This window comes from Shewanella halifaxensis HAW-EB4, assembly GCF_000019185.1.
In the GTDB taxonomy this organism is placed as follows: Bacteria; Pseudomonadota; Gammaproteobacteria; order Enterobacterales; family Shewanellaceae; genus Shewanella; species Shewanella halifaxensis.
Genome location: NC_010334.1, coordinates 2,021,347 through 2,040,428 on the forward strand (window position 1 = coordinate 2,021,347; position 19,082 = coordinate 2,040,428).

Genomic DNA, 19,082 nt, shown 5'->3' on the forward strand with positions numbered 1-19,082 from the left:
AGTGCGCAGTGAAGAAGGTGTTAAGGATAAAGCGATAAAAATAAGATTATCTCATTATAAATAACTTAACGATAAAAACAGAAGACTCAATAAATAATAAGAGTCAGTTAATCAGGGATAAAAAATGCGAATTCACTCGATACTAACTAAAAAGCATTTGTTAGCCATTGGCTTAGGCCTAGCTGTGGTAGGTTGCCAGTCACAACCGACAATAGAAGAATCTGCGACTACCGTTAAGAGCAATACTGGCGGCGTAGTGGAAACAATCCATGGCGTAGAGGTTGCAGACCCTTATCGCTATCTAGAAGTTGAGTCTGAGCAGACCCATAAATGGGTTAGCGAACAGCAGGGCGCTGGTCATGCTTATCTAGCCAATATTGAAAATAAGCAGGCCATTGTCGAACGTATCACCGAACTTTGGAATTTTGAGAAAATCTCTGCGCCGTTCGAAAAGGGTGACAATACCTTCTATTATCGAAACGACGGCTTGCAAGCTCAATCTGTACTCTATGTTAAAAGTGGTGATGGCGAGGCACGAGTTGTACTCGATCCTAACCGTTTTTCGGATGATGGTACGGTAGCGCTGTCAGGTGTGTCGGTCAGTGATGATGGCAAAACCTTGGCCTATGGGATCTCTAAGTCAGGCTCAGATTGGCAGGCATGGCACTTTGTTGATGTTGCTACGGGGAAGAAACTTAAAGATGAACTTGATTGGATAAAGTTCTCTAGTGCGGTTTGGGATCACGATAACACAGGAGTCTATTACGCACGCTATGATGCTCCTGAAGGCGGCAATGCCCTAGCTGATGTGAATTTCAATCAGAAAGTTTACTTTCACAAAATAGGTACACCGCAAAGTGCAGATACTTTAATTTATGAAAGACCTCAGAATAAAGATTGGGGTTTTGGCATCGAAGTTTCAGAGAGCGGCGATTATCTATTACTGTATATCTCACAAGGGACAGATAGCCGAAATCGCTTCTTCTATAAGTCACTGAAGGAGCCGCAAGCTCAAGTTGTCGAGCTTATCCCTGACTTAGAAGCTGAATATAGCTTTATCGGTAACAATAAATCAGTGTTCTACTTCAAAACTGATTACAATGCACCGAATGGCAAAGTGATTGCTATTGATGTGAATAATAATGCTAAAGGTAATTGGAAGACGGTCATTTCTGAGCTTAATGATCCTATCAGTGACATCGCGATTATTAATGAACACATGGTGGTGAGCTACCTACATGACGTGTTAGGCAAGTTGACGATTTACAACATGAATGGTGATAAGCGCCAAGATGTCATTTTACCGGGCAAAGGTAAGGTAGCAGGCCCTTACGGAAAGCGCAGTAAAGATTACTTCTACTATGTTTTCAACAGTTACACTCAGCCTCAAACAACCTACAAGTTTGATTTTAAAACTGGTGAGTCAACCGTTTACTCTAAGCCTCAAGTCTCTTTTGACCCTAGTAATTATACCTCTGAGCAGGTTTTTTACACCAGTAAAGACGGTACGAAAGTGCCGATGATGATCTCTTATAAGAAGGGATTAAAGAAAGATAGTCAGAATCCAACACTGTTGTACGCCTATGGCGGTTTTGCCATCTCGATGACACCTCGCTTTAGCCCAGCGAATATCGCTTGGATGGATATGGGTGGCGTGTATGCTGTGCCAAACCTTCGAGGTGGTGCTGAATACGGTGAAAGCTGGCATCAAGCGGGGATGTTCGATAAAAAGCAGAATGTGTTTGATGATTATTACGCGGCGGCGGAGTATTTGATCGAACATGATTATACTAACTCTTCTAAGTTAGGCGCGTATGGCCGCAGTAACGGTGGTTTGTTGATGGGGGCGACTCTGACTCAACGACCAGAGCTATTTGCGGCTGTTCTGCCAGCGGTTGGCGTTTTGGATATGCTACGTTTCCAAAAGTTTACCATCGGCTGGGCCTGGACCAGTGAATACGGTAGCGCCGATAATGCTGAGCAGTTCCCGGCACTTTATGCTTATTCGCCATATCATAACCTTAAAGAGCAAGCGTATCCGGCGACGATGGTAATGACAGCCGATCATGACGATCGCGTGGTGCCGCTTCATAGCTTTAAGTTTGGTGCCTTGATGCAAGATAAGCAGCAGGGTGATGCGCCAGTCATTATGCGTATTGAGTCAAAGGCCGGTCATGGCGCGGGTAAGCCGACCTCGATGAAGATTGATGAGTTCGCCGATATCTATAGTTTCCTTTGGCATAACTTTGGCCTTCAGGTACCCGCTAAAATTGGTCAGTAAACCAATTTAAGTTAGGGATAAAAAGGAAGCTTCGGCTTCCTTTTTTTATGGACAAACAGTTTGCTGAAGGCTCCGTGTGCTGCTTGCTTGAGCGCTTATGCAACAATCATTTAAGATGATTAACAATATTTTATGAAGAAGCGCATCGCATATCACATATCGAGATTCACAATTGCATACTGGCTAGGTATAGTAGGCCTCTATTTTATCTCATCGATTGGCGATTATCGTTTATGTTTCGTTGGCCTATTTCGGTTTATTATGAAGATACTGACGCTGGTGGTGTTGTTTACCATTCAAATTACCTAAAGTTTTTTGAGCGAGCGCGCACCGAATGGTTGCGTGCTATGGGAGTGAGCCAAAGCACTCTGTTAGCAGATGATATTGCGTTTGTCGTAAAACGTGCCGCATTAGATTTTTGTAAAGCCGCGCGTTTTGAACAGAACCTTATTGTTGAAACCAAGGTCATACAACTTAAGAAAGCATCATTGGTGTTTGAACAACGCTTAATTGACGAGCAAGGTGTCGTGTATTGCGAAGCAGAAATTCTGGTTGCTTGTATCGCGCTATCACGTATGAGACCTCAAGCTATTCCCCAAAATATTGCGCAGGAGTTTAAAGTTGGAAGCTGATATTTCTTTTATTGGATTATTTTTACAAGCAAGTCTACTGGTTAAATTTGTTATGTTGACTCTGCTTAGTCTATCAATCGCTTCATGGGCGGTCATTATTCAGCGCCGTAAACTGCTTAATGCGGCAAAAAATGATGCTTTAAAATTCGAAGATAAGTTTTGGTCAGGTGTCGATTTAAATAAGCTTTATCAAGAATTGTCGGCAAGACAAGACAGTAATACCGGTCTTGAAGCCTTGTTTGTAACTGGTTTTAAAGAGTACGCCCGCCTAAATAAGTTAAATGGCCGGGTGCCAGAAGCGGTGATGGATGGCAGTTATCGCGCGATGCGTGTGTCGCTATCTCGTGAACTTGAAAAACTCGAAACTCACTTACCCTTGCTCGCGACTATTGGTTCAACCAGCCCCTATATTGGCCTATTCGGTACGGTTTGGGGGATCATGAACTCCTTTATTGCACTCGGCGCGGTAGAAAATGCCACCCTTGCTATGGTCGCGCCAGGTATTGCAGAAGCCTTGATTGCGACGGCAATGGGTCTGTTTGCTGCTATTCCAGCCGTTATTGCCTATAACCGTTTTTCAACCCAAGTTGAAAAGATTGAAATGTCTTATGCCAACTTTATGGAAGAGTTCTCAAGCATTTTGCATCGCCAAGCATACAGCGAGAAGGAACAGGCATAATGCATCAAGGCTACCAAAGGAAGCGCCGTCGTCCCGTCGCTGAAATTAACGTGGTGCCCTATATCGATGTGATGTTGGTACTGCTGATTATCTTCATGGTGACTGCGCCGATTGTTACCCAGGGGGTGAAAGTCGATTTGCCTCAAGGACAAGCCGAATCTTTACCAGCAGATAGTAAACCTCCTGTCGTTGCATCGATTGATGCCATGGGTGAGTATTACTTAGATGTTGGTAGCTCTAGCACTAAAGAGGTTCTAGAGTTGGAAGACGTCGCAGTGCGTGTTGGCGCGATTATTCAGCTAGAACCTGAGCGCCCAGTTGTAGTTAAAGCCGATCGCTCAATCCCTTATGAAAAAGTGATCCAGTTGATGGTGACACTGCAAGGTGCTGGTGTGCCGTCAGTGGGGTTAATGACTGATTCGCCGGAGGATAAATAAGTGGCGGCTAAATCAGATTTAACCCTTCCGGTTGCAATTTCAGCTGGAATTCATATTGGCGTGATAATTATTCTCATTTTAGGCGTGGATTTTTCAGAAAAGCCTAAAGTGCAGCCACAAGCAAGCGCCCCCGCTATGCAGGCTGTGGTTGTGGATCAAAAAAAGGTCGCGCAGCACGTTGAAAGGCTTAAAGCGGATAAACGTGAAGCTGAGCGTAAAGAAAAAGCCCGTCAAGATGAAGCTGATAGACGAGTGCGTGAAGCACGTAAAGAGCGTGAACGCGAACAGGCACAAATTAAGAAACTTGAGCAAGAGCGTAAACAAAAAGAGATTGAAACTAAAAATGCAGCTGACGCAGCAAAAGCGGCGCAGTTAAAGCAGAAACAGGAAAAAGAGAAAGCGGATAAGGCTGAAGCAGATCGCAAGCAGAAAGAGAAAGAACGTAAAGCCTCTGAAGAAGCAGCGAAAAAAGCAGCGGATAAACGTAAAGCTGAAGAAGCGGCAGCTAAAAAAGCCGAAGACGAGCGAAAACGAAAAGCCGAAGCTGAACGTAAGCGAAAAGCGGAAGAAAAAGCCAGACGTGAGCAAGAGCAGATGATGCAAGATGCATTGGCTGCTGAGCAAGCGGCACTTTCTCAGACCCGTAATAAGCAAGTCATGAATGAAGTACAACGTTATACCTCGATGATCAGAGCGACTATTCAACGTAACTTAGTGGTTGATGAGTCTATGCGAGGTAAAAGTTGTCGAGTCTTCATCCGCTTAGCTAATGATGGTTTTGTGACCGCGAGCCAAACGCTCGATGGAGACAGTGTAGTTTGTCGCGCAACAAAAGCGGCGATAAATAAAGCGGGTAGGTTACCTGTATCGAATGAGCCTGACGTTTATAACAAGCTCAAAGAAATCAATTTAACAGTTCAACCCGAGTTCAATTAAAGGATCCATATGAAAATTTTTGGGAAATGGTTGCTGGTAACCCTGCTTATTTGCAGTATGCCGGTAAAGGCTGCGTTAGATATTGTGATTACAGAAGGTATAGATGCTGCAAGACCTATTGCTGTGATCCCTTTTGTTTGGCAAGGTACTGGCCCAATGCCATCTCAGATCTCTGATGTTGTGATGTCAGATTTAGCTCGAAGCGGAACCTTTAGCCCAGCTGATGAGCTGAGTTTACCACAGCGTGGTATTAGTACCTTGGCGCAATTTAATGCTTCCGCTTGGATGACCCAGCCTGCTGAAGCCGTAGTCATGGGGTCGATTAAGCCTTATGGCGGCGATAAGTATTTAGTGAGCTTTGAGTTAATCGATTTAGTTAAAGCGCAGCTTCAACCTGACTCGCAGTCGGCACAAGATTTGGTAATTGATAGCCGGGAAACGATTATTACCGCGGCGCAGTTCCGTCAATATGGTCACCGCATTAGTGACGTTGTTTACGAAAAGCTTACAGGTATTCGTGGGGCGTTCTTAACTCGTATCGCCTATGTCGTTGTTAACCATGGTGAGAAATCTCCTTATAAGTTGATGATTAGTGACTATGACGGTTATAACGAACAGATGTTACTGCGCTCTCCTGAACCATTGATGTCTCCTTCTTGGTCTCCGGATGGTCAGCGTCTTGCGTATGTCAGTTTTGAAAATCGTAAAGCGGAGATCTATGTACAAAACATCTATACTCAGCAACGGACTAATGTTACCAGCTTCGATGGTATTAATGGCGCGCCCGTTTTTTCTCCTGATGGTAAAAAACTAGCGGTTACACTTTCTAAAGATGGTCAGCCTGAGGTTTACGTGGTTGATATCGCGACAAAGGCTATCAAACGTGTCACTAACCATTATGCGATTGACACCGAGCCATCTTGGTTCCCTGATGGTAAGTCATTACTTATCACCTCTGAGCGCGGCGGTCGCCCTCAGCTATATCGTGTTTTCTTAGATTCAGGTAAGATTTCCCGTTTAACCTTCGAAGGTGAGTGGAATCTTGGCGGTTCTATTGCACCTGATGGGCGCAGCATTATTTTTGTAAATCGCACCAATGGTAAGTTTAATATTGCCCGCATGGATCTAGAGACTCGCTTTATGCAAGTGTTAACCAGCACGCGATTAGATGAATCTCCAAGCGTGGCGCCAAATGGCACCATGGTTATTTACGGAACAACATACCAAGGCAAGCAGGTGTTAGCTGCGGTTTCTATGGATGGACGTTTTAAAGCAAGATTGCCCGTTGGGCAGGGTGAAGTTAAATCACCATCTTGGTCACCATTTCTCTAACTAAAAAGATTAAGGATTTAAAAAATGGATCTGAATAAGCTATTTAAAGCCATGTTAGTCGTACTTCCTATTATGGCTATCAGTGCATGTAGCTCGACTTCTGAGTCTGAAACAGATGCAACGAGTTCAACTGAGTCATCTTCATCGAGTGAATATGCAAACAATGGTGTAGAAACTGGTGGCGTAGCACCTGTATTGACTCCTGAAGAGCAGCAACGCCTTAAGTACCAAGAGTTGAGAAAAGAACACATCATCTATTTTGATTTTGACCGTAGTTCAGTTTCTCAGCAGTTTGCTGAAGTTTTAAGTGCTCACGGTGATTACTTAGTTGAACACCCAAATGTTCGCGTGATGATTGAAGGACACGCTGATGAGCGCGGTACGCCAGAATATAACATTGCACTTGGTGAGCGCCGTGCTAAAGCCGTCGCTAAGTACTTACAAGGCATGGGTGTACAGCCTAGCCAGATGAGTGTTGTGAGTTATGGCGAAGAGAAACCAATGGATTTCACTCGTAGCGATGAAGGTTTTGCTAAAAACCGTCGTGCTGTACTTGTTTATTAATTTTACAGGTAAAAGGTTTACCTTATGAAACACGCCGTTTTATCTGCGGCAATAATCCTTGTGGCAGGTTCTGCATATGCAGCACCTGCTCCAGTTGAGGATATTGCTGGTGGCTCTACTGATGATAGAGTAGCTCGTTTAGAACGAGTCATAAAAGCTAAGCAGCAAAGCGAATTTCAAATGCAGCAGCGTTTAGAAACTTTGCAACAAGAAGTATTGGATCTACGTGGTTTGAGTGAGCAGCAGTCTTACCAAATAGAGCAGATGCTGCAAAGACAACGTCAGCTATATGAAGATATAGCAAATCTGTCTACAAAAGCTGTTGTGCCTGTTGCCGTAAACACTGCAAGTTCATCATCAACTGGCTCTTCGAGTCTTGGTGAAACGGCTAGCTATGAGCAAGCCGTAAATTTGGTGCTGAAAGATAAAAAGTATGAAGCTGCTATTCCGGCTTTCGCTCAATTTATTGAGAGTTACCCAAATTCAAGCTATGCGCCTAATGCAAATTACTGGCTAGGGCAGCTACTTTATAATAAGAGTGAATTTGTTGGCGCTTCAAAAGCATTCACGACAGTTGTTGAAAAATACAAAGATTCAGGTAAGCGTGGTGAAAGTCTAGTCAAGCTTGGCATGATCGCAGAAAAAACAGGTGATAAGGCTAAAGCAAAGGCTTATTACCTAAAAGTTACTCAGGAATATGCTAATAGCGCCGCAGCAAGAATCGCGTTGCAGCAACTTTCATCACTTTGATGCTGATTTATTCAGAAAACAATCTCTTAGATTGTTTTTCAGGCAAACGAGGGGAAATGGGAAAATTGCACTTGCATGCGAATGTGAAAAAGGTATTATAGGCGCCCTCAGAGCGACACAGTCGTTTGAGGGCATCTTAACCGAGTAAGTTAGTTATCTATCCTACAAGGAAAAGGCGTTAGCAATACCAGAGGGGCTGTTAGCTCAGTCGGTAGAGCAGTTGGCTTTTAACCAATTGGTCGAAGGTTCGAATCCTTCACAGCCCACCACTTTTCTGAAAGTGGATTTGCTTGTAAAGCAGATGAATTCAGAGACGTAATACCAGAGGGGCTGTTAGCTCAGTCGGTAGAGCAGTTGGCTTTTAACCAATTGGTCGAAGGTTCGAATCCTTCACAGCCCACCACTTTTCTGAAAGTGGATTTGCTTGTAAAGCAGATGAATTCAGAGACGTAATACCAGAGGGGCTGTTAGCTCAGTCGGTAGAGCAGTTGGCTTTTAACCAATTGGTCGAAGGTTCGAATCCTTCACAGCCCACCACTTTTCTGAAAGTGGGTTTGCTTGTAAAGCAAATGAATTCAGAGACGTAATACCAGAGGGGCTGTTAGCTCAGTCGGTAGAGCAGTTGGCTTTTAACCAATTGGTCGAAGGTTCGAATCCTTCACAGCCCACCACTTTTCTGAAAGTGGGTTTGCTTGTAAAGCAAATGAATTCAGAGACGTAATGCCAGAGGGGCTGTTAGCTCAGTCGGTAGAGCAGTTGGCTTTTAACCAATTGGTCGAAGGTTCGAATCCTTCACAGCCCACCACTTTTCTACAAGTGATTAAACAAGTAGAGGTAAGTTAATGAGATATTAGCTCAGTCGATGCTTTTTAATAAGAGCGCAGTTGGCTTTACTCTTAACTACCACATTGGTCGAAGGTTCGAATCCTTCACAGCCCACCACTTTTCTGAAAGTGGGTTTGCTTGTAAAGCAAATGAATTCAGAGACGTAATACCAGAGGGGCTGTTAGCTCAGTCGGTAGAGCAGTTGGCTTTTAACCAATTGGTCGAAGGTTCGAATCCTTCACAGCCCACCACTTTTCTGAAAGTGGATTTGCTTGTAAAGCAGATGAATTCAGAGACGTAATACCAGAGGGGCTGTTAGCTCAGTCGGTAGAGCAGTTGGCTTTTAACCAATTGGTCGAAGGTTCGAATCCTTCACAGCCCACCACTTTTCTACAAGTGATTAAACAAGTAGAGGTAAGTTAGTGAGATATTAGCTAAGTCGATGCTTTTTAATAAGAGCGCAGTTGGCTTTACTCTTAACTACCACATTGGTTGAAGGTTCGAATCCTTCACAGCCCGCCACTTCTTAGCTTTCCTCAATTTAGCTTTCCTCAATTTAGTTTTTCTCAATAATTTCTGAATATCTTATTTACTCATTTAATATGACTTCACTCAGTATTTAATACGTGTCGTTAGCTCAGTACAGTTTGTTATTGATCATGCAGTTGGCTTTGCTGTTAACGTCCGCATTGGTCGAAGGTTCGAATCCTTTACGCACCATCACTTCTTAGTTTTCCTCAATTTAGTTTTTCTCAATTTAGTTTTCCTCAATAATTTCTGAATATCTCATTTACTCATCTAATATGACTACACTCAGTATTTAATACGTGTCATTAGCTCAGTACAGTTTGTTATTGATCATGCAGTAAGCTTTGCAGTTAACCTCCATATTGGTCGAAGCTTAGGCTCCTTCATGACTCAATACCAAGAACAAAGACTTTTTGGATTACCTATAAATTTATAGCTAACATCAAACTTAGTAACTCATTTCTGCACTATTTTTATCTGTTCGAGTTTAGTATTTTGAGATTAACGCCTGTTTTTATTTTCCGTGTAGCCGAATTTAGCAAGCTAATGTGAAGGAGAGTGATTGGCTCTTTATATAGCAATTAAGTGGAGTATAAGGGGGATAATTAGGTTGGAGCGGAATTAAATTGAATAAGAATTCTTTATATGGCAAAAGTAAGTGGGAAATGTTTTTGTGCTTATAAGTTTATGATTTTTATGTGTTTACGGTTCGTTTTATGATGGTGGAAGTTTAGTTTCCATGTTGATAGCTGTAATGTCATTATTTTTATTTTCAATAATGTGAATCAATTTCTTATCTAGAATTAACACTTTGCGTCATTCTTTACTAATATTCTATTCGTTAAATGCGAATATGATTAATTAGTGATATATGTTCTACCTTGGTCTGATAGACCTATTGCTAATGTTGTCGAGTTGTTAACTCGGTCATATTTTGTATGGATAATAAAAATATCAGGGAGAAAGGGAATGAAACAAGCAAAGTTAACGCTAATAGGTGCGGCAACGATTGCGGCAATGAGCTTCGGTGTCCAAGCTGATACTGAGTTTAAATTTGGTGGTTATGTAAAAGCTGATGTGATGTTCAGTGATTACAGCAATGGCGCACCGGGGTCGGGTAGTTTATCTCGCCAATTCTATGTGCCTGGTACGATATATGGTGATCCGAGTAATGGTAAGCAGGTAGTCGACTTTCAAGCTAGAGAATCGCGTTTTAACTTCAAAACATCTACCGATCTCGACGGCCATAAGCTTACAGGTTTTATTGAACTTGATTTTATGACTCATACAGATGGAAATGAGCGCGTATCAAATAGTTATTCGCCACGCATTCGTCAAGCATTTGTCAGTTTCGACAATTGGGCTGCAGGCCAAATGTGGACCACCTTCCAAAATCCAGGTGCGTTACCTGAGAACTTAGACTTTGTTGGCGCTGCTGAAGGTACGCCATTTGTGCGTCAAACAATGGTTAGGTACACCAATGGTGGCTTCCAGTTCTCAGTTGAGAACCCTGAAACAACTGTAAATGGGTATCGAGATCCAACAGGTAGTCGTATTACGAGTGGTAGTGGCATGGTTCCAGACTTTGTTGCTCGCTATAACATGAAGACTGAGGGCGGAATGGCGTTTACGTTTGCTGGTATCGCGCGTCAGCTAAATGTTGACATGAATAAAGATACCGCCAACCCCATCGACTCCTCAGAGCTTGGTTATGGTGTGAGCTTCACAGGTGTAATTCCTGTTGGGCAGGATGATATCAAAATGTCAGCAACTTACGGAGAAGGGTTAGGGCGTTATATGGCACTTAACTATGTCAATGCCGGTGTACTCGATGCTAATGGAGACATTGAGACTATCGAGTCCTATGGTGGATTTATCTCATATCGTCATTGGTGGAATGATAAGTGGAGAACGAGTATTACTGGTTCTGGCTTTAAAGCAGAGAATAACGTTAACCTAATTGGTAATAACGTCAATAAAGATTCTTACTCTGGTTACATTAACCTGCTTTACTCACCCGTTAAGCCGTTAACGGTAGGGGTTGAATATATGTATGCGAAAAACACCAAAGAGAACGGTATGGATGGCGAGTTAAATCGTGTGATATTTTCAATGAAGTACGTGCTGTAGTTAATCTAACGCAAATAAAAAGGAGGCCTTGGCCTCCTTTTTTATAATGGACTGAGTATGTTACTTATGCAGCAGGCATTAATTCGTTGTCTCTTACATATTGTTCAAACTCAGTGCAACCACCAACGTGCTCTTGATCAACAAAGATTTGTGGCACAGTTTCAACTGGCTTGCCTACTGTTTTTTCTAGATCAGCTTTACTGATCCCTTCAGCGTGAATGTCTACGTACTTAAATTTAAAGTCATCGCGCTTTTCTGTGAGTTGCTCAGCAACTTGTACTGCGCGGACACAATAAGGACAACCTGGACGACCGAAAATTACAACAAACATGATAGCTTCCTCAGTTTTAGCTTGAACACTTTATATCATAGCCATTGCAATTGTTCTAATCGATATTTGAATTCGTGTTAATCGATTTACTGGTTTTTACTCAAAATGTGATTTTTCGGTTTGATATCGCCCTTTATAATCAAATATTGTTTCCATCAGCTCCCAGCCTTTCTTTCCTTTTTTCAGTAATAACAGATCTGGGTTTCTAAACAGTGTCGCATCGTCACAGAGTTGTTTTGGTGTTTGGTATTTCTTATGTTTTATGCCAGGCGTACGGCTGTGGGGGAAAATGAACAAGGCAAACAGCGCGCGAATTTGTGCCGGAGTTTGCATCTTGAAGTAGCGGCAAAAATCATTGCCATCAAGATCGATATATCTCACAACCAAACGTTCAGCTTCAGGTTCGAGAACCATACTTTGACACTTAAACAGGTGGTGATGCTTCTGCTGTAAGACCTCTTTTAAGCGCTTATCAGGATCGACTAGAATTGCCTGGCAGTGGTGACAGACTTTGGCGGCAATATCGTTTTCTTCACCGCAATTAGGGCAAGCCTTAGAGCGAAAACGGAAATCGCATTGTGTTTTGCGCCCATCTCTTTCTATTAGCGCCTGACAGCGGCGACCAAAATGCTCGATAATGTCACCATCGTTATCAGTTAAGCCCCAAAAGATATTGGCAAAATTGCAGACCGGGCAATGTACTTGTACTGGCTTGCATTTGCTATTAGGTTTAGGTTGGCCAACTTCTGGATAGAAGAGGTCGTAGCCGTTGGCTGCATAATCAATGACAAGACACTCAGCCTTGTTTTTATCTATTCTTAGACCTCGGCCAACCATCTGCTGAAATAAGCTAACAGAGGCGGTAGGGCGCAGTATGGCAATAAGATCGACATGAGGAGCGTCAAATCCTGTTGTTAACACCGCAACGTTGACCAAAAACTTAATGTTTTTTTCCTTAAACTCGCCGATAAGACGGTCTCGGTCATCTCGTGAGGTTTTTGCCGTGATCAACGCAACAGCCTCTCCCGCGAGCCTTAGGACTATCTCTTCGGCATGCTTAACCGTGGCGGCAAAAATAATGATCCCCTGACGATGTTCCCCAAGGGCAATTAACTGTTTAACGATAGCTGTGGTTGCGCGGCCACAATGGTTGAGAATGGAGTTCACTTCTTTTTCATTGTATTCGCCCGTTGCCGATGCCGTTAGCTCACTAAAATCATATTGAGCACTGAGCCCATCAAACATTTTAGGTTGACTTAAAAAACCCTGTTTAATCAGTGGGCGCATCGGCAGTTCGAATATGCACTTTTCAAATACTGGCTTGTCTGTATTGCCAATTTTTCCGTGGTAGTGATGGCGATATATCCAACCAAAATCGAGTCGGTAGGGCGTTGCGGTTAGCCCAAGTAATCTAATACGACTATTTTTAGACTTCAAATGAGTGAGTAGTTGCTGATATTGGCTATCTTTATCAGGGCTAACACGGTGACATTCATCAATAATCACCAAGCTGTATGGCTCATCAAATTGGCTCGGTTGTTTTACCGCTGATTGAATACTGGCGACAACCGTTTTGCCGTCGGTAGATTTTTGATTGAGTCCAGCTGAGTAGATTTGAGCTTTTGTGGTAAGCAGGCCAACTTTTTCGGCATTTTGAGCAACCAGCTCTTTAACGTGCGTAAGGACTAACACTCGCCCTTTGGCGATTCTGGCCAGCTCGGCAATGACAATACTCTTACCCGCGCCCGTAGGCAGCACCAAAACAGCCGAGTCTGAACTTGCTCTAAAGTGACTAATAGCGGCGTCAACAGATTGTTGTTGATAATCTCTCAGTTGCACGAAACTAACCTAATTAAAAACGATTCTATTGAGTAAATGATCCCATATTTGCTTCGATGCGGTAAGTAAAATATCGGCGAATCCTTTTTTTGTCGTGTTTGAGGTAAAAATGGGACAAAAAAAGCCCCTCTGTGAGGGGCTAGGGAGTCAAACTGTAGAACTTAATATCTTGCGTATATGTTTATTCGCTACGATTAAGACGCGTCTCAATCAGTGTATCGATAACGGCAGGATCCGCGAGTGTCGAAGAGTCACCTAAGTTGCTGACCTCATTAGCCGCAATCTTGCGTAGGAAACGGCGCATAATTTTGCCCGAGCGTGTTTTAGGTAAACCGCCTGCCCACTGGATAAGATCTGGGGTCGCAAGGGCACCAATCTCTTTTCTTACCCATTGTCTTAACTCTTGGCGCAGCTCTTCGGTTTCAACCGACCCTTTGGTCAAGGTGACATAGGCGTAGATCCCTTGTCCCTTAATATCGTGCGGATAACCTACAACAGCAGCCTCTGCTACGAACTCGTGAGCAACTAATGCACTTTCAACTTCAGCGGTACCTAAACGGTGACCCGATACGTTAATCACATCATCGACACGTCCGGTGATCCAGTAGTAACCGTCTTCGTCACGCTTAGCACCATCACCGGTAAAGTACATGCCTCTAAATGTTTTAAAGTAAGTCAGTACGAATCGGTCGTGATCGCCAAATACGGTACGCATCTGCCCCGGCCAAGAATCTAAGATAACTAAGTTACCTTCGCTAGCACCGTCAACGATATTACCCATATTATCGACAAGTGCTGGTTGTACGCCAAAGAATGGACGGGTTGCAGAGCCTGGTTTGGTATCCGTTGCACCTGGCAGTGGGCTAATCAAAATCCCGCCAGTTTCCGTTTGCCACCAAGTATCAACAATTGGGCATTTCTCATGACCAATAACATCGTTATACCAGCGCCAAGCTTCAGGATTAATAGGCTCACCCACCGAGCCCATAATCCGCAGTGAGCTACCATCAAAGCCTGCAAACTGCTCTTTTCCTTCAGCCATTAGTGCGCGAATAAGCGTTGGAGCCGTATAAAGAATGTTTACTTTATGACGGTCAACCATCTCACCTAAACGGGCTGGGCTTGGATAGTTTGGTACGCCTTCATGAATAAGCACTGTTGCGCCATTGGCTAGTGGTCCGTAAACCATGTAAGAGTGACCGGTGATCCAGCCTACATCTGCCGTACACCAATAAACTTCATTCTCTTTGTAATCGAATACATATTCGTGGGTCATGGCTGCGTAAACCATGTAACCACCCGTGGTATGAAGCACACCTTTAGGGTTACCAGTTGAGCCTGATGTATAGAGCAGGAACAGCGGATCTTCTGCGCCCATCTCTTCAGCAATGCAATGCTCTGATGCAGTATCCATTAAGGAGTCCCACCAGATATCACGACCTTCAACCCAGTTGATATCTCCACCCGTGCGTTTCATCACGATGACTTTTTCAACGCAGTTTACATCAGGATGAGAAAGGGCTTCATCGATATTGGCTTTAAGTGGAATGATACGACCAGCACGCACACCTTCATCGGCCGTGATAACCACTTTTGAATTACCGTCAATCACACGTGAGGCAATCGAGTCGGGTGAGAAACCACCAAAGACAACAGAGTGAATGGCACCAATACGGGCACATGCAAGCATAGCAACAGCCGCTTCAGGTACCATAGGCATGTATATAGTGACGACGTCACCACGGCGTACACCTTGGCTACGCAGTGCATTAGCAAATTTACAGACTTGCGTATGTAATTGGCCGTAAGTCAGCGTACGCTGATCTTTAGCGTCATCACCTTCCCAAATAATGGCCAGCTTATCGGCATTGTTTTCTAGGTGTCTATCTAAACAGTTTGCAGACGCGTTAAGCGTGCCATCGTAGAACCACTTAATAAATAAGTTGTGGTCATCGAAAGAGGTTTTCTTTACCTTAGTAAAGGGCTTTATCCAGTCGATACGGTTGCCGTGTTCTCTCCAGAAACCTTCAGGGTTTACAATCGACTCCTGGTACATTTTTTTATATTGTTCATCGTTTACAAGTGCGTTTGCAGCGATTTCACTTGGAACTTTATAGAGAGACTGCGTGCTCATTGGGCTTCCCTTATCTAATAATGCGTAAGTTGAGTATGGATTGGGAGAGGGGGGTTTCTCTATTAGACCTTGGTCTAGTAAAATATTTTCCTTATTTTTTAGTTGCTTGTAATTTTAATTCGGCTGGATTTCATTGCTTTTTTGCCGCAAAATAGTTTAAAAAAAGAGAATCCTATGAATTTGACTGTTTTGGTTGGCACCATTGCCATCGTTTATGTGTTGTTACTGTTTCTTCTCGCTTGGGGCGCGGAGCGTTGGTTCAGTGGGATCACTAAACGGATCCAGACTTGGATCTATGGCTTAAGCCTTGCCGTTTACTGTTCATCATGGAGTTTTCTTGGCACTGTCGGTCAATCCGCTCAAGATTTATGGTCATTCCTACCTATCTTTATCGGTCCCATTCTCATCTTTACCTTTGGTTTTAGTTTGCTACGTAAGATGGTGATCGTGTCTAAGGCACAGAATATCACCTCTGTAGCGGATTTTATTGCCGCTAGATACGGAAAATCTCAGTTACTTGCCGCTATAGTGACCTTGATTGCCCTCTTTGGGATCATGCCCTATATTGCACTGCAGCTTAAAGCGATGGTGTTTAGTCTCAACCTCTTTCAACCCGATGGCGCACTGTTTAGTGGCGCAAAAGTCTCTCTGATTATCACAGCAATATTGGCAGTTTTTGCCATATTATTTGGTACTCGAAAGCTCGATGCAACAGAACATAATCCTGGAATGATGCTAGCCATCGCTTTCGAATCGTTAGTTAAACTAGGTGCATTCTTGCTGGTGGGTATTGTTATTAGTTTTGGCGTGTTCGATGGTTTTGGTGATATCTGGCAGCAAGCTACAGAGCGTGAATTAATTAACAAGCCAAATATTCGTCTCGAATCTTTAATGCCGGAGTTATTGGTGGGTATGGCAGCATTTTTATGTATGCCGCGTCAGTTTCATGTGATGATGGTGGAGTGTGAAAATGAGCGCTCCATATTAAAAGCACGTTGGCTATTTCCACTCTATCTGCTGTTATTCGGTATGTTTGTCGCGCCGCTTGCTCTGGCGGGAAAGATATTGCTGGGCGATGCTATCGCTGCCGACACCTATGTGATCAACTTACCTCTTGCACTTAATCAACCTTGGTTAGCGGTGGTTGCATTATTGGGCACTCTTTCTGCTGCGACGGGCATGGTGATTGTTGCGGTGGTGACCATTAGCGTTATGGTCAGTAATGAATGGTTAGTGCCATTAATGCTGCGTACAGGCCAAATTAAAGCGCGAAATTTCAGTCAGTTTTCTCAGTTACTACTAAATGCCCGTCGTCTGGCGATTATGCTCATTTTGGGGGGAGGGTATTTTAGCTACTTATCGTTTATGGACAATGACTCCCTGTCATCGTTAGGCATGCTGTCGTTTGGCGCTTTTGCGCAGCTTGCACCTGCGCTTATTGGCGGTATGTATTGGAAACACGGTAATCGCAGTGGGGTGTTTTTAGGGCTCGCGGTTGGTTTTGGGTGTTGGTGCTATATATTGCTGCAAGGCGCGGTGAATTCGCCGGCGATCATGGCGACCGAATTTGCAGTACTTGAATCAATTACCCCCAATGTGCGTGATATTTTGATTGCCTTACTAGCAAACTGTGCCTGCTATATACTGGGTTCAGTCTGGTTTAGAGCAGGCGTCGCCGAACGCATGCAAGCAAGCGCTTTTGTTGCTCCAGGTGAGCTTAAAAAAGATATCAATCGCAAGAGTGCCCCCGTCTCGCAACAAGATTTATTAATTCTTGCTAGTCGGTTTGTGAGCCCTACACGCGCCTATGAGAGCTTTTCTGCATTTTCAGAAGATGCGGTAAAAAGTGATAGCTGGCATAAGGTGGCACCGCCAGAACTTATCGCTCATACCGAGCATATGTTAGCGGGGGTTTTAGGGGCTTCGAGTGCATCACTGGTACTTGACTCAGTCTTGCAAGGTCGCGATCTAGCATTAGATGAAGTGTTCAGTCTAGTTGATGAAGCCTCATCTAAAGTTATCTTAAGTCAAGATATGCTGCGTGGGGCCATTGAGCACGCCTATGAAGGCATGAGTGTGGTAGACAAAGACCTCAATTTGGTTGCATGGAATTACAAGTACGCCGAGCTATATGGTTATCCGGATAATTTCTTACACTCAGGTATGCCTATTAGTGATGTCGTGCGCTTTAACGCTGAGCGAGGATATTGTGGAGAAGGGGATATAGAAGCACAAGTTGAGAAACGTGTGCAGCATATGCGTAACGGCACTCCTCATGTATCAGAAAGGCAACGTAAAGACGGTAAAGTGATTAAGATCCAAGGTAATCCGATGCCCGGCGGCGGCTTTGTAATGAACTTTACCGACATCACTCAGTATCGCCTGCAAGCTGAAGCGCTGCAGGAGGCCAATGAAACATTAGAGGCTAGAGTTAAAGAGCGTACTTATGAGCTAGCCCTGCTTAATAGCAAGTTACTCGAAGCTAAAGCGCAAGAGGAGATGGCGAATGCGTCAAAGAGTCGATTTCTTGCTGCTGTCGGCCATGACTTGATGCAGCCACTAAATGCCGCTAGGTTATTTACCGCTTCTTTATCGCAATATCCGAACCTTGACCAAGAGGGAAAAACCACTCTTAATCATGTCAATAGCTCTCTTAAAATCGCTGGCGAATTACTAACGGATCTGCTCGATATCTCTAAGCTTGATTCAGGCATGGTGGAGGTGAATCGACGCGACTTTGCAATAGCCGACTTACTTGATGGTTTAGCCGTTGAATTTGATGCTATGTCTAAAGATTGCCTGATTAAGTTTTGTTTTGTCTCCTGTTCGGTAACGATTAACTCAGATCAGAGTTTGTTGCGCCGTGTACTGCAAAACTTTCTCACTAACGCTTATCGATATGCCAAGGGCAATCGAGTGCTACTAGGCTGTCGCCGCAGAGGCTCTGAGCTTGAGATCCAAGTTATTGATACTGGCTGCGGTATTGATGAAAGCGAAACGACTGAGATCTTCAAAGAGTTTAAACGTTTAGACAATCCTGAGAGTAAAAGTGTCAGTGGTTTAGGTCTTGGTCTAGCTATTGCCGACAGAATTAGTCGAGTGCTATCCCATGATATAAATGTGAGCTCAGAGCTTGGAAAAGGTTCGGTGTTTTCGATAATAGTGCCACTAGGAGAGAAGAACACTGCACCTATTCCAAAGAAAGTTCAGTCATTACTTCAACCACTTGCGGGGGTGAAGGTGTTGTGTATTGACAACGAAGAGGCGATTCTTGCTGGATTAGAAAGCTTACTGAGTCGCTGGCAATGCGAAGTGATATGTGCAAAAGACTTAGCCGATGCGCGGATAAAGTTAGGCCTTAAAGGAGTCGCACCAGATATTGTGTTAGCAGACTATCACTTAGATGACGGCCAAAATGGCGTTGATGCAATGGATGGCATTAGAGGTTTATATGGCGAGCATCTGCCGGGGATACTTATCACAGCAAATACACGAAAAGACTTGATTGATGACATGCATAAGCGGGGTTATCACTATATGGCGAAAATGGTTAAACCTGCTGCATTGAGGGCACTAATTTCAAGTCTGGTTAAAAAGACTTAGTGGCTTATTTTATCAAACAAAGGTGCGCAATTACGTACCTTTGTTTATTCACAACTCGCAACGAGAAACCACAGTCGTTAG

13 protein-coding genes and 7 tRNA genes are annotated in these 19,082 nt (G+C 43.7%); 17 read left to right on the forward strand and 3 right to left on the reverse strand.

Annotation, left to right across the window (positions count from 1 at the left end):
* The first annotated feature begins 124 nt into the window (after positions 1-124).
* The 16 genes from SHAL_RS08725 (at position 125) to SHAL_RS08800 (ending at position 11,094) form a co-directional block, all read left to right on the forward strand.
* Entirely contained in the window at positions 125-2,281 is a 2,157-nt protein-coding gene (locus SHAL_RS08725; RefSeq protein ID WP_012276789.1) for a prolyl oligopeptidase family serine peptidase, read from the forward strand.
* Between the two features lie 233 nt (positions 2,282-2,514).
* Complete coding sequence (ybgC, locus tag SHAL_RS08730) at positions 2,515-2,913, forward strand: tol-pal system-associated acyl-CoA thioesterase (protein WP_012276790.1); 399 nt, start codon at positions 2,515-2,517, stop codon at positions 2,911-2,913.
* Positions 2,903-3,592, forward strand: a complete 690-nt coding sequence (gene tolQ, locus SHAL_RS08735) for a protein TolQ (protein WP_012276791.1) — start codon at positions 2,903-2,905, stop codon at positions 3,590-3,592. Before ybgC ends, tolQ begins: the two co-directional genes overlap by 11 nt.
* Positions 3,592-4,029 carry a protein TolR gene (gene tolR / locus SHAL_RS08740; RefSeq protein WP_012276792.1) on the forward strand — a complete coding sequence of 146 codons (438 nt, stop codon included), beginning with the start codon at positions 3,592-3,594 and terminating at the stop codon, positions 4,027-4,029. The genes tolQ and tolR overlap by 1 nt, the downstream gene beginning before the upstream one ends.
* Positions 4,030-4,965, forward strand: coding sequence for a cell envelope integrity protein TolA (tolA, locus tag SHAL_RS08745; protein WP_012276793.1), 936 nt, complete (start codon positions 4,030-4,032; stop codon positions 4,963-4,965).
* 9 nt (positions 4,966-4,974) lie between these two features.
* Positions 4,975-6,297 carry a Tol-Pal system beta propeller repeat protein TolB gene (gene tolB, locus SHAL_RS08750; protein ID WP_012276794.1) on the forward strand — a complete coding sequence of 441 codons (1,323 nt, stop codon included), beginning with the start codon at positions 4,975-4,977 and terminating at the stop codon, positions 6,295-6,297.
* Positions 6,298-6,321: 24 nt separating this feature from the next.
* Positions 6,322-6,861, forward strand: a complete 540-nt coding sequence (pal, locus tag SHAL_RS08755) for a peptidoglycan-associated lipoprotein Pal (RefSeq protein WP_012276795.1) — start codon at positions 6,322-6,324, stop codon at positions 6,859-6,861.
* Positions 6,862-6,885: 24 nt separating this feature from the next.
* The gene (ybgF, locus tag SHAL_RS08760; protein ID WP_012276796.1) at positions 6,886-7,611 is read left to right on the forward strand and encodes a tol-pal system protein YbgF; all 726 of its coding nucleotides are present in this window, start codon (positions 6,886-6,888) and stop codon (positions 7,609-7,611) included.
* Between the two features lie 193 nt (positions 7,612-7,804).
* Positions 7,805-7,880: transfer RNA gene (locus SHAL_RS08765), tRNA-Lys, on the forward strand.
* A gap of 58 nt (positions 7,881-7,938) precedes the next feature.
* Positions 7,939-8,014, forward strand: a tRNA-Lys gene (locus SHAL_RS08770).
* Positions 8,015-8,072: 58 nt separating this feature from the next.
* Positions 8,073-8,148: transfer RNA gene (locus tag SHAL_RS08775), tRNA-Lys, on the forward strand.
* Positions 8,149-8,206: 58 nt separating this feature from the next.
* Positions 8,207-8,282: transfer RNA gene (locus SHAL_RS08780), tRNA-Lys, on the forward strand.
* Between the two features lie 58 nt (positions 8,283-8,340).
* Positions 8,341-8,416 (forward strand) — tRNA-Lys (locus tag SHAL_RS08785).
* A gap of 195 nt (positions 8,417-8,611) precedes the next feature.
* Positions 8,612-8,687: transfer RNA gene (locus SHAL_RS08790), tRNA-Lys, on the forward strand.
* A 58-nt stretch (positions 8,688-8,745) separates the two neighbouring features.
* Positions 8,746-8,821: transfer RNA gene (locus tag SHAL_RS08795), tRNA-Lys, on the forward strand.
* A 1,112-nt stretch (positions 8,822-9,933) separates the two neighbouring features.
* Positions 9,934-11,094 (forward strand): DcaP family trimeric outer membrane transporter, encoded by a 1,161-nt coding sequence (locus tag SHAL_RS08800; protein WP_012276797.1) that lies wholly within the window; start codon positions 9,934-9,936, stop codon positions 11,092-11,094.
* A 64-nt stretch (positions 11,095-11,158) separates the two neighbouring features.
* Here the strand turns inward: SHAL_RS08800 and SHAL_RS08805 are convergent, their stop codons facing one another.
* From SHAL_RS08805 to acs, 3 genes are all read right to left on the reverse strand, one after another.
* On the reverse strand, positions 11,159-11,425 hold the full coding sequence (locus SHAL_RS08805) for a GrxA family glutaredoxin (RefSeq protein ID WP_012276798.1): 267 nt from the start codon (positions 11,423-11,425) through the stop codon (positions 11,159-11,161).
* A 96-nt stretch (positions 11,426-11,521) separates the two neighbouring features.
* A complete protein-coding gene (radD, locus tag SHAL_RS08810) occupies positions 11,522-13,264 on the reverse strand; it encodes a DNA repair helicase RadD (protein ID WP_012276799.1) in 1,743 nt (580 codons plus the stop codon).
* A 181-nt stretch (positions 13,265-13,445) separates the two neighbouring features.
* Positions 13,446-15,398, reverse strand: coding sequence for an acetate--CoA ligase (acs, locus tag SHAL_RS08815; protein WP_012276800.1), 1,953 nt, complete (start codon positions 15,396-15,398; stop codon positions 13,446-13,448).
* 174 nt (positions 15,399-15,572) lie between these two features.
* Between acs and SHAL_RS08820 the strand changes: the two genes are divergently transcribed.
* Positions 15,573-19,001 carry a PAS domain-containing hybrid sensor histidine kinase/response regulator gene (locus SHAL_RS08820; protein ID WP_012276801.1) on the forward strand — a complete coding sequence of 1,143 codons (3,429 nt, stop codon included), beginning with the start codon at positions 15,573-15,575 and terminating at the stop codon, positions 18,999-19,001.
* Positions 19,002-19,082 lie beyond the last annotated feature (81 nt).

Bases quoted from the DNA above. Each gene is read 5' to 3' on its own strand.
- ybgC (WP_012276790.1), top strand. From the start codon at position 2,515: ATGTTTCGTTGGCCTATTTCGGTTTATTATGAAGATACTGACGCTGGT.
- acs (WP_012276800.1), bottom strand. From the start codon at position 15,398: ATGAGCACGCAGTCTCTCTATAAAGTTCCAAGTGAAATCGCTGCAAAC.
- tolB (WP_012276794.1), top strand. From the start codon at position 4,975: ATGAAAATTTTTGGGAAATGGTTGCTGGTAACCCTGCTTATTTGCAGT.
- tolR (WP_012276792.1), top strand. From the start codon at position 3,592: ATGCATCAAGGCTACCAAAGGAAGCGCCGTCGTCCCGTCGCTGAAATT.
- pal (WP_012276795.1), top strand. From the start codon at position 6,322: ATGGATCTGAATAAGCTATTTAAAGCCATGTTAGTCGTACTTCCTATT.
- ybgF (WP_012276796.1), top strand. From the start codon at position 6,886: ATGAAACACGCCGTTTTATCTGCGGCAATAATCCTTGTGGCAGGTTCT.
- SHAL_RS08800 (WP_012276797.1), top strand. From the start codon at position 9,934: ATGAAACAAGCAAAGTTAACGCTAATAGGTGCGGCAACGATTGCGGCA.
- SHAL_RS08820 (WP_012276801.1), top strand. From the start codon at position 15,573: ATGAATTTGACTGTTTTGGTTGGCACCATTGCCATCGTTTATGTGTTG.
- SHAL_RS08805 (WP_012276798.1), bottom strand. From the start codon at position 11,425: ATGTTTGTTGTAATTTTCGGTCGTCCAGGTTGTCCTTATTGTGTCCGC.
- SHAL_RS08725 (WP_012276789.1), top strand. From the start codon at position 125: ATGCGAATTCACTCGATACTAACTAAAAAGCATTTGTTAGCCATTGGC.